This is a genomic window from Vibrio sp. 10N.261.45.E2, from assembly GCF_002875705.1.
Classification (GTDB): domain Bacteria; phylum Pseudomonadota; class Gammaproteobacteria; order Enterobacterales; family Vibrionaceae; genus Vibrio.
This window is the reverse complement of record NZ_MCZZ01000138.1, coordinates 19,732-29,622: the sequence shown is the minus strand read 5'-3', so window position 1 is coordinate 29,622 and position 9,891 is coordinate 19,732. Positions and strand designations below refer to the sequence as shown.

General features: G+C 43.3%; 10 protein-coding genes. 4 read left to right on the top strand and 6 right to left on the bottom strand.

Features of this window, described 5'->3' with window-relative positions; genetic code table 11:
• Nucleotides 1–73 precede the first annotated feature (73 nt).
• The 4 genes from BCT34_RS16540 to BCT34_RS16525 all read right to left on the bottom strand — a co-directional run bounded on the left by BCT34_RS16540 (nt 74) and on the right by BCT34_RS16525 (nt 3,422).
• The gene (locus BCT34_RS16540) at nt 74–1,432 is read right to left on the bottom strand and encodes a Na+/H+ antiporter NhaC family protein (RefSeq protein WP_076651416.1); all 1,359 of its coding nucleotides are present in this window, start codon (nt 1,430–1,432) and stop codon (nt 74–76) included.
• 188 nt (nt 1,433–1,620) lie between these two features.
• On the bottom strand, nt 1,621–2,385 hold the full coding sequence (locus tag BCT34_RS16535) for a hydratase (RefSeq protein WP_076651417.1): 765 nt from the start codon (nt 2,383–2,385) through the stop codon (nt 1,621–1,623).
• 206 nt (nt 2,386–2,591) lie between these two features.
• On the bottom strand, nt 2,592–2,897 hold the full coding sequence (locus BCT34_RS16530; RefSeq protein ID WP_076651418.1) for a DUF3861 domain-containing protein: 306 nt from the start codon (nt 2,895–2,897) through the stop codon (nt 2,592–2,594).
• Nucleotides 2,898–2,930: 33 nt separating this feature from the next.
• On the bottom strand, nt 2,931–3,422 hold the full coding sequence (locus BCT34_RS16525) for a DUF2798 domain-containing protein (RefSeq protein WP_076651419.1): 492 nt from the start codon (nt 3,420–3,422) through the stop codon (nt 2,931–2,933).
• Nucleotides 3,423–3,519: 97 nt separating this feature from the next.
• Between BCT34_RS16525 and BCT34_RS16520 the strand changes: the two genes are divergently transcribed.
• Nucleotides 3,520–3,945, top strand: coding sequence for a MarR family winged helix-turn-helix transcriptional regulator (locus BCT34_RS16520; protein WP_076651420.1), 426 nt, complete (start codon nt 3,520–3,522; stop codon nt 3,943–3,945).
• Between the two features lie 124 nt (nt 3,946–4,069).
• Here BCT34_RS16520 and BCT34_RS16515 read toward each other — a convergent pair whose 3' ends face one another.
• Nucleotides 4,070–5,854, bottom strand: a complete 1,785-nt coding sequence (locus BCT34_RS16515) for an SgrR family transcriptional regulator (RefSeq protein ID WP_076651421.1) — start codon at nt 5,852–5,854, stop codon at nt 4,070–4,072.
• Between the two features lie 602 nt (nt 5,855–6,456).
• On the opposite strand from BCT34_RS16515, the gene rimK reads away from it, so the two are divergent.
• Both rimK and BCT34_RS16505 read left to right on the top strand, forming a co-directional pair.
• Nucleotides 6,457–7,362 (top strand): 30S ribosomal protein S6--L-glutamate ligase, encoded by a 906-nt coding sequence (gene rimK, locus BCT34_RS16510; protein ID WP_019824669.1) that lies wholly within the window; start codon nt 6,457–6,459, stop codon nt 7,360–7,362.
• Nucleotides 7,363–7,394: 32 nt separating this feature from the next.
• Nucleotides 7,395–7,823, top strand: coding sequence for a RimK/LysX family protein (locus BCT34_RS16505; RefSeq protein WP_102300409.1), 429 nt, complete (start codon nt 7,395–7,397; stop codon nt 7,821–7,823).
• 142 nt (nt 7,824–7,965) lie between these two features.
• Here BCT34_RS16505 and BCT34_RS16500 read toward each other — a convergent pair whose 3' ends face one another.
• Nucleotides 7,966–8,754, bottom strand: coding sequence for an MBL fold metallo-hydrolase (locus BCT34_RS16500; protein ID WP_076650937.1), 789 nt, complete (start codon nt 8,752–8,754; stop codon nt 7,966–7,968).
• Between the two features lie 370 nt (nt 8,755–9,124).
• Here BCT34_RS16500 and BCT34_RS16495 point away from each other — a divergent pair, with 370 nt between their 5' ends.
• Nucleotides 9,125–9,727 (top strand): 2OG-Fe(II) oxygenase, encoded by a 603-nt coding sequence (locus BCT34_RS16495; RefSeq protein ID WP_076650938.1) that lies wholly within the window; start codon nt 9,125–9,127, stop codon nt 9,725–9,727.
• The last annotated feature ends 164 nt before the right edge of the window (nt 9,728–9,891 follow it).

Here is a 9,891-nt window from a genome sequence, read left to right as displayed (position 1 = left end):
TTGTGATCAAGAGACAGCCTATTAAGGAGCCTTAGTATCAGAGCCAGTGATAGCTCAGTTTGGTCAATTGTTACTACGCTTGAGCCACTTGGCGCGCTGGGTGTTTAATAAACACAGCCACTACAGCCACGATTGCCAGAGCAAAACAGTAGTATGAGTTAGACACGATCTCTAGTGGCGATAGGTTAAACACAGAACCTAATAGCAATACCTGAGCACCATAAGGCAATACGCCTTGAATCACACACGAGAAGATATCCAATAAGCTTGCAGAGCGACGTGGAGATACATCGTTCTCTTCGGCTAATTGGCGAGCCACACTACCAGACACAATGATCGCTACCGTGTTGTTTGCCGTGCACATGTTGACCATAGACACCAAGCCAGCAATACCTAACTCACTTGCGCGGCCATTCGCTTGCTTAGAGTGTGAAGAACCAAATGCACGAATCAAACCACTCACTAGGTTAGTCAGAAACGCTAAGCCACCTTGGCGACGCATCAGCTCACTCAAACCACCAATTAACATCGACAATAAGAAGATCTCTTGCATGTTACCAAAGCCTGCATAGATGTCTTGAGCGTAATCCGTCAGGCCATAGTTCTCAACAGAACCAAGGCTCACGCCACCTGCCAGCAAGATACCAATCGTCAACACAACGAACACATTCATACCCGATACAGCAAGAATCAAGATAGTAATGTAAGGCAGTACTTTCAGCCATTCAATTGGACCTGTTTCAGGTACCTGAGTCGCGGTGCTGTTGAAAGCAAAAATAACAATCGCAATAAGTGCAGCAGGAAGTGCAATGCGGATGTTCTCTTTAAACTTGTCTCTCATTTCACAGCCTTGCGAGCGTGTCGCGGCAATCGTGGTATCAGAGATGATTGAAAGGTTGTCACCAAACATAGCGCCACTTAGTACCACACCAGCAGTCAAAGGAATGCTCATACCTGCTGAATCAGCGATGCCTAGTGCAACAGGAGCAACCGCAGCGATAGTGCCCATTGATGTGCCCATTGCCGTCGCAATGAAAGCTGAAATAAGGAAAATGCCCGGTAGAATCATGCTCGTTGGAATTGCAGATAGACCAAGATTTACCGTCGCGTCCACGCCACCAGAGGCTTTAGCTACAGCAGCAAAAGCGCCCGCCAATAGGTAGATCATACACATTGCAATAATGTCTTTATGACCCACACCACCTAGGAACTGCTCGATCGCACGGTTCAATTTATCTTTGCTCAATAGTAACGCCAACATCACGGCAGGAAGAGCCGCAATCGGTGCTGGAAGCTGATAGAAAGCAAAATCGACGCCTTGTAGCGACAAGTACGTACCCACGCCAATAAATAGCGCGAGAAAGACAATCAGAGGGATAAGCGCAACTGCAGAAGGTGCAATTACCGCGTTAGAATTTTTCGAATTGGACATGGAACGACAACACAATAGAACAGGAAGATGAGCAGACTAATGTCACACTTAGAACTTGTCAACGTCTAGACGTCTAAACGCCTAATTTAATGCAAAGTAATAAGAGCCCAATTGAGCATCAAACAATAAAAAAGGCTATTTACTAATCAGTAAATAGCCTTTTAGAACAGATAATGTGTACGTAGAAATTAGCGTTTTTGCTGGAACGTCACTTGGTATTCACCAATGCCTTCATAGTGGAAAGTCGTTGGCTTATCGAAGCCCATCTCCACGATACCGCAGTAAGAGCCAGTGATAATTGCTTCACCCGCTTGGAAATCAACACCACGACGCGTCATGTAGTTAATCAGCCAGTAAATTGGGCTTGGTGGTAATGTATTTGGGTGTTTACCATCGAATGCTTGAACTTGCTCGCCTTGAGTCACTTCGATATTGATCTCTGCAGAAGTGAACGCTTTTTCGCGATCAATCTCAGGGCCAATGAACAAACCTTGATTTACCAGGCCATCAGCAAGCTTTTCGTAGAACTCAGCGCCGCTGTCATCCGCAAAACGAGATTGCATTAATTCAAGAGCCATGTGGCAAGAGCCAATCGCTTCGTTGATTTGCTCTTCGCTGTAACCTTCTTGGCTTGCAGGCAGGCTCCTAGCAAGCTTAAACGCAATTTCAGGTTCTACGCGGACTACATCGTTGTCTGCAAACAGTTCACAAACGTCACCTTGTTGAACGCTACCAGAGAAAATAGGTGCAACAACGAATTTGTCTTCAGCCAAAGGAAGTAAGCACTTCCAACCGCCAACTTTATCGCTTTTCAAATCAATCATTGAAGATTGAATTTTTAGTGCATCTTCCAAGTTATTCGGACGGTACTGTTCGTCCAACCTTGGTGCTTTAGTGCCAGCAACGCGACGACTCAACAGTTCTTCAGCTGCTTGTTTAAATACATTTGTCATATAATACCACCTTTATTTTTATGACTCGTATAATATCGGATTTATTGAAGCTTGAATAGACAATTCAACAACGAACCAACACCGCGAATTCAACCATCAATTTTGGCATATTCTAGACGCAAGCGACTGAAATTATTTTGATTTAAAGACATCAAAAACCAGTAACGAACTTACTGGTTTTAAAAAGTGTTACTGATGGTCAGGCGTTACTGCCCTTTCAACGTCTTTTTAAGGTTTTGCATAAAGTCTCTGAAGTGAGGCATGAAATTCACAAACAACGGATGCTTGCGATCTTGCATCATCAATGGACCGAGTAAGCGGATACTCACACCGAGTCGTGCTGCTGATTGCTCATCTAAGCCGCTGTCTTGTTTGATCTTCTCAACAATCGCGAACATGTTCTCTCTGTCTTCAATTTCAAACTGCATAGTTTGAAGTTCGCGGTCTTCTTTTACGTTCACTTCTTCTATAGTGATACGGTAGTTATTGTGTTTGCCTGTAAATGCTTTCATGTGGATCTCCTACAATGCTGTGAAATGTTTGGGCTAGCTATTCATGAATCGTTCTAGCTTGGGTTTAATCGTCATCGACATTACGACCATGATCGTAAGGCCAACAGGAAGCGCGGCAACAAATCCATTAAACCATCCACTGGTAAACGCCGATGTATCCGAAAATCCAATATTATTTGCCGCTGTTACAAATGCCATGATGGACTCCATGATAAAAGCCATAATCAATCCCACGATTAGGTTGCGAACTTTCTCGCTGTATTTGGGCAACGCTTTAGCGACCAACTTAGTAACCAAGGTCGTCATTGCTATACCGATTGGCATCATGATCACGACAACTAGGGCTAACGAAGAAAGCCAGTTGCCAATGAATGCCTCTCCAAACCCGACATTCATGTAGGTCATCACAGCCGTTAAGCTACCGTCAATGGTTAACATTAAGCTCATCATGACCAAAATTTTGTATAAAACCGGTGTGTCTTTTTGCTCAGGAAGAGTTGGCGTTAGAGTTGCTTGAATCGTCATATCTATTTCCTGTCTTGAATTTACGAACAATTAAGTTGATAATGTCAACTATAAATACAGTAGTTGATAATGTCAACTATATTTCTAAGGATCGTTTATGTCTGATAACACATCGCTAGAATCTATCTTTCGTTTAGTGCACTCTTTGAAACGTCAAATGAGCGAACAGATTGAGAGCTTAGACTCAGAGATCGCACCTATGAACATTCGCGTGATGAAGATCATTACGAAGAAGTCGCCATGTACCGCTATTGATATCGCACACTTCCTGGATCGTGATAAAGCACAAGTCACTCGACTCATTAACGCCTTGATCAATCAGGATCTGGTGAAGAAATCTCCGAACCCGGAAGACAAGCGCAGCCAGTTATTGGTTCTGACCGATAAGGGTCAAGAGATCATGAGTAAGGTCTCGGATATAGATCGAGACATGCTGAAGAGAATGACCAAAGGCATGGCCGAAGATGAGTTAGAACAATTCAGAAAAATTGCGAAGAAAATGGCTCACAACCTAGAAAGCTGATCTAAAGTACTAAGTCCGAACATTTGAAAGTTAGGAAATTAGGAAGCTAGAAAGCTAGAAAGCTAGAAAGCTAACCTATAAAAATAGGTTCGGCTTTCAAAACTTGTTTTGTAGATTGGCGAGACTAATCAGCAGACCATACATTCTTAAAATCTGGCCATCCCCAGTTGGTAATGGCTACATTTTTGAGAATCCCTTGGAAACGAACGGTCTGTAAGTGATGGAACATAGGTACTAACCAATAATCCGAGATCAGTGTCGACGCGATAGGTTCTAGTTCTGCCAAGTAATTAGGCAGTTCAACGGATGCTTTATGACGATCCAAGCGCTGCTTGAGCCATTCGCTGTTCAACTCTCCCAAAGCAGAATGCAAAACAGGGTCGTTCATCATCCACGAAAACAACGAAGATGGGGCATTGTCATCAAGGTTCAGGTTGCACAGCACCAAGTCCTCTTTTAGCTCACCACTTTGAGAGAGCTGCGCCAATTCTCGAAAACTGTAGGTGTTCACCTCAACTTCCACACCATATCGTTTGAGTATGTCGGATACGCAGATGGCGCATCGATACAACGCGTAATAGTCGTAAACCGCAATACTCATCTTTTTCGGAAGTTGTGCTTCTTTTGAAGGTGTTCGATACAATTTCTGCCAACTTGGTAGTATGTTTTGAGCCAAAGAGACACTGAACAAACCCTTATTTTGTTCCAATTGAGACAAAATCGATTGTGGGTTGGTCAATTCGGAAAGGTATTTACGCTGCTCATTATTAAGTGGAGTAGCCGCTGAATTCTGGTTGAACAAGATAAACAGACACCCATCTTCAACTCGGCTACGCAAGCCGTCAGTATCTGCAGAAACAAGCTCAGTGTCGCTTTTTCCTAACTGATGAAAACAAGAAGAATCTTCATAGGGCGATACGTGCATTTGGCTGTCATCGAACCGAGCATTGCCCGTCATTGATTCTTCAAACTGCCAAATGGTCACCTCATCGGTTAAAGAACGACAACCATAATAGTGTTCAAATGCAGCGAGCTTGATTCGTTCATTATTGGTTTCGACCACTTTAAATGGACCGGTTCCAATAACAGCATGTGACACCGAGTTTAATGGAGACGGCTCCCGGGACACTTGCGCTGCGGGTTGAATCGAATATTTAACCCCAGCAAGTAAACCAGCAAAACCGGTATCTGCTTTGGTCAGTTGGAAGCTGATCCTTAACGGTTGTTCACTGTAAACCGCAGCAACATGGGCTAACTCTGTCTGATAAAAAGGTAAGGTTCGCAATGCAGAAAACATCGATACTAATTGCTTAGCATCCACAGGTTGACCGTCATGAAACGTAAGACCTGGGCGCAGATAGAAAGTCCAAACTAGATTTTCAGAATCATATTCCCAGTGGTGTGCCAATTCAGGCTTCAACTTGCCTTGCCGATTGCAAGTCACTAGACAACTGAACACTTGCCTGATCAAAAATCGCTCACTACTGCGGTGAATATGATGCGGGAACAGATCTTCGAACTTACGTTTATAGGTTAATTGGACGTGCAACAAGCCTTCACGCATCGTCGCGCCGGAGGTTTCTTGAAGAAGAGAGCCAAACACTGCGCGGTCATTATCCAAAATAGAGAGCGCTTTTTCATACTTGCCCTGCTCTATCAGTTTGCTGGCAACATGTTGAGTTAGTTGTTGATTGCTAAAGCGTAACGTCAGGTTAGAGCGTTGATTCCTGCCGACTTTTGGCTCCCATACTACCCATTCAGCCTGATGCATCTTTCCAAGCAAGGTTCGTGCGTGACGTAAGCTTGTAAACAGTTTGTCTGCCACTTCAGTTAAAGTCACCGAATGTGAAATGTTAGGCTCGAACGAATCCAGCCTTGTGTAGTAACGCATCATGTTTAGATCAGACAAATAATGAACCTTTTAGAAACACCCCTTCCTCATAAAGCCGATTATAAAACATATTTGTCTTAAAGTGACGATAAATGACTAAAACAGGAACAACCTGGTAAAAATCTATCTGTTTATTACTTCCTATTAAATAATCATAATTAATGGGTCAGCAAGGAACGTTGAGTTTCCACCAAGGCTTAAGACAAGAGGAGTAATCATCATGAGAAAATACTATCTTAATAAGCTAAAAAGCACCTGTAGCAAGCTCGAAAGAGAAGCACTACGAACACTTATAGAGCTATGTAACTGGCGTTATTAGTACACTTTTAAGCACTGAGTTAACGCGAGTTGAACACAACCTAATATGCTCCTACCCCCAATATGAGTTAGGTCTCGACTCGCTTTTCCATTCCAAATCCCCTCTCAGCCCAAATGTACCAATCACTCACACATTCGATAAATTTCTGTTGTCGACTCGACAAATTTAATTCGTTTTCTTAGTTAAACGAAAAGCCTTAAGGTTCGCCCCGAAGCAAGCAAGGAGCCTCAGAAAAACTGAAAGCTCAGCTAACAACTAATTTATTTGCAGTTACCAATCAGGTATTAACTAAGGAAACGCCATGCGTATCGCAATTCTTTCTCGCAACGAAAATCTATACTCTACTTCTCGCTTAAAAGCGGCTGGAGAAGCACGTGGTCACCAGGTCGATGTTATCGACACGCTGCACTGCGATATAGATATCGCGAGTAACAATCCGAAGATTCGCTACATGGGTGAAGAGCTACCTCAATACGATGCTGTTATTCCACGTATTGGCGCTTCCATTACCTTTTACGGAACTGCGGTTGTTCGCCAATTCGAAATGATGGGCACTTTTTGTATCAATGAGTCAGTTGCAATCAGTCGTTCTCGCGACAAACTGCGCTCACTACAACTTTTGTCTCGCAAAGGTATTGGCTTACCAAAAACAGGTTTCGCTAGCCGCCCTGACAAGATTCAAGATCTCATCAAAAACGTAGGTGGGGCACCACTTGTGATCAAGCTTCTTGAAGGTACTCAAGGTATCGGCGTGGTTCTAGCTGAAACAAACAAAGCAGCAGAAAGCGTTATCGAAGCATTCATGGGTCTAAAAGCGAACATCTTGGTTCAAGAGTTCATTGAAGAAGCAAATGGCGCAGACATCCGTTGTTTTGTTGTTGGCAACAAAGTAATTGCAGCGATGAAGCGTCAAGCTGGTGAGGGTGAATTCCGCTCTAACCTGCACCGTGGCGGCACAGCTCAACTGGTTAAACTAACCAAAGAAGAGCGCGCTACAGCAATCAATGCTGCGAAAATCATGGGCTTAAACCTATGTGGCGTTGATATTCTACAATCTAAGAATGGCCCTGTTGTAATGGAAGTTAACTCTTCTCCTGGCCTAGAAGGTATCGAGAAAGCGACTGGCAAAGATGTAGCAGACATGATTTTCGAATTCATCGAAAAAAATGCTAAACCAAACGCTAACCGTACTCGTGGCAAAGGCTGATTTAACGCCGTTAACTCATGATTGGAAATGACATGAACAATAAAATGATCATAGGGAATACAGAAGCACTTTGCTTACCAGAGTTAGGGATAACTGGACTACATACACGTGTTGATACAGGGGCTAAAACCTCTTCTCTACACGTAGACAATCTACTATGTGTAAAAACAGACGGTGAGAATTTCGTTGAATTCGATCTTCACCCAGACATTTACCACCTAGAAGAGACAGTGCGCTGCAAGGCGAAGCTGAAAACAAGTAAGAAAATCAAATCATCTAACGGCGAAGTTGAACACCGTTGTGTGATTGAAACCATGCTAAAAATGGGTGGTCAGGAATGGCCTATCGATATCACGCTAAGCAACCGTCAAGATATGACTTATATGATGCTGCTTGGTCGTCAAGGCATGAGTGACAAAGTGATTGTTGATCCAGCGGGTGAATTCCTGCTGACTCACTAATCCGAGTCATCGTAACCGCTCCACAGGTTATAACTAAATAAGGCCAGTCTCATGACTGGCCTTATTGCTTTCAATTTTTCTATTTCCGATTTCTTTTCTACTTTCTACAATGAAAACAAGGCTTTGAATTCAAGCCTCTGATCTATTTCTTTGATTTACCATGAGCCTGAAAACCAAATTTCCAAATCGAGAGCAGTAATTTTTTGGTTTTGATTTTCGTCACTCGCCAGTGCGTAACAGGTCTTCTTGGTGCACTCATCAACAAATGTTCAAAAGCTTTCTGACTAAAATCGACTTGCCCGCCATGCGCCACCAGCAAGGTATCAAGCTGCATGTCATAAATGCGTGATACAGACGCTCGGTACTTGTTAGGGTGAAAGATAGGAAATGGCGGAATCAGTTTCTTTTTAACCTCGACCATTAAATCCGCCACATAAGCAATGCTATGTGATGGGCAATAAACCGAAAGATCTCTGTCAGTATGGCCCGGAGTCTCCAGAACTAACCAATCATCAAACCCTGGAATGCTATCGCCATCAGACAGCTTATAGTCTGGCTTCAACTTCCTTGAATACCACAGGTTTTCTTTAGGCTTTCCTAAGCGATTCGCCATCCATCGTGCCAACGCCAGATCAGCAAAATGCATCAAGATACCATCAATACCGTGATACCAGTCTTTGTCTCGATTTGCTGCCACCAAGTTACAGTTCGTTAGCGTTCTGAGCTTGTGCGCTGCTCCTGCATGATCGGGATGCATGTGCGTCACAACCACTGTGTGTAGGTCGCTAAATTGACGGCCAAGCCCATTTTCAATGAAAGTCCTAAGGTGGGGAATATCCGCTCGGCATGCACCATCAAGTAACAGCAACCTGTCAGGGTACTCTACGAGATACATGTCTTGGATATAGCCTTTGATGGTATGCAGCTGCAAACTCACTCCTTGTAACAAACAACTGGTCAGACCTATACAATAGCAAACTCACCTTCAATTGTGATCGTTTTGTTAAAAGCAGCAATCTAAAACCGGATAGAAAGCTCGAATTAAGATTTATATTGGCATCCACAACGTTACTAAAATCCAATTTAAATCGGAAAAATAACGGCACATTTCAAAGGTGTGAATCTAATTAAGCCAATATTTTTGAGCGTTATTGAGTGCACGAATCGCCGTAAACCTTGCCCTATAAGCCTTATGGCTCAAGCTTCCTAATGTATTTATCGTGACGACAAAATATGCGATTTGTTGACCTCAGTTATTAGGACTATATATGCGCCTCTAATTTATTGTCTGAGTGCTATACATGAACCAATTGATCGATGCTCTTTCTACCCAAGGTTATTTCGTTTGGGATGACTTCTTAACTCATGAAGAAGTGGTGGCATTGAGGGATTGTATTCCAGAGAACTGGAAAAAGGCTAGGATTGGCCGTAACGATGAAGTAACGCGAGAGTCGTCTATCCGCAGTGACAAGATTCAATGGGTGCGCCGCGATATGGGTCAACCCGCCTCTCTGTTTTTAGACAAGATGGAACAAATTCGTTTAGCGGCAAACCAAGCGTTCTTTTTGGGTCTGTTCGAGTACGAAGCGCACTTTGCTAAATACGAAAAAGGCGACTTCTACCAAAAACACTTAGACTGCTTTAAAGGCAATGAAAACCGCCGTCTGACTACCGTGTTCTACATGAACGATGAGTGGACAGAAGACGATGCGGGTGAACTTGTGGTTTACGATCTAAAAGACAACCACATCGCGACTATTCCACCAAAGTCAGGCCGCCTGTTTGTATTCTTGTCGGAACAGTTCCCACACGAGGTACTGCCAACAAACACAGAGCGATTCAGTATTGCAGGTTGGTTCCGCATTAACGGCGTGAAAGATAACCAACTCGATATCGCACACTAGAACTGAACCGATTTTTACAAGCTCTCGCTTATTCACAGCCTCTCTTTCGAGAGGCTTTTTGTTAAACAACTCTTGCTCAATAAACCTCTTAAACTCCGCACGCAATAACTATCAAAAGCATCAATAGTTTTTCTTTTAAATGAAATCGAAATGAATCTTTCATA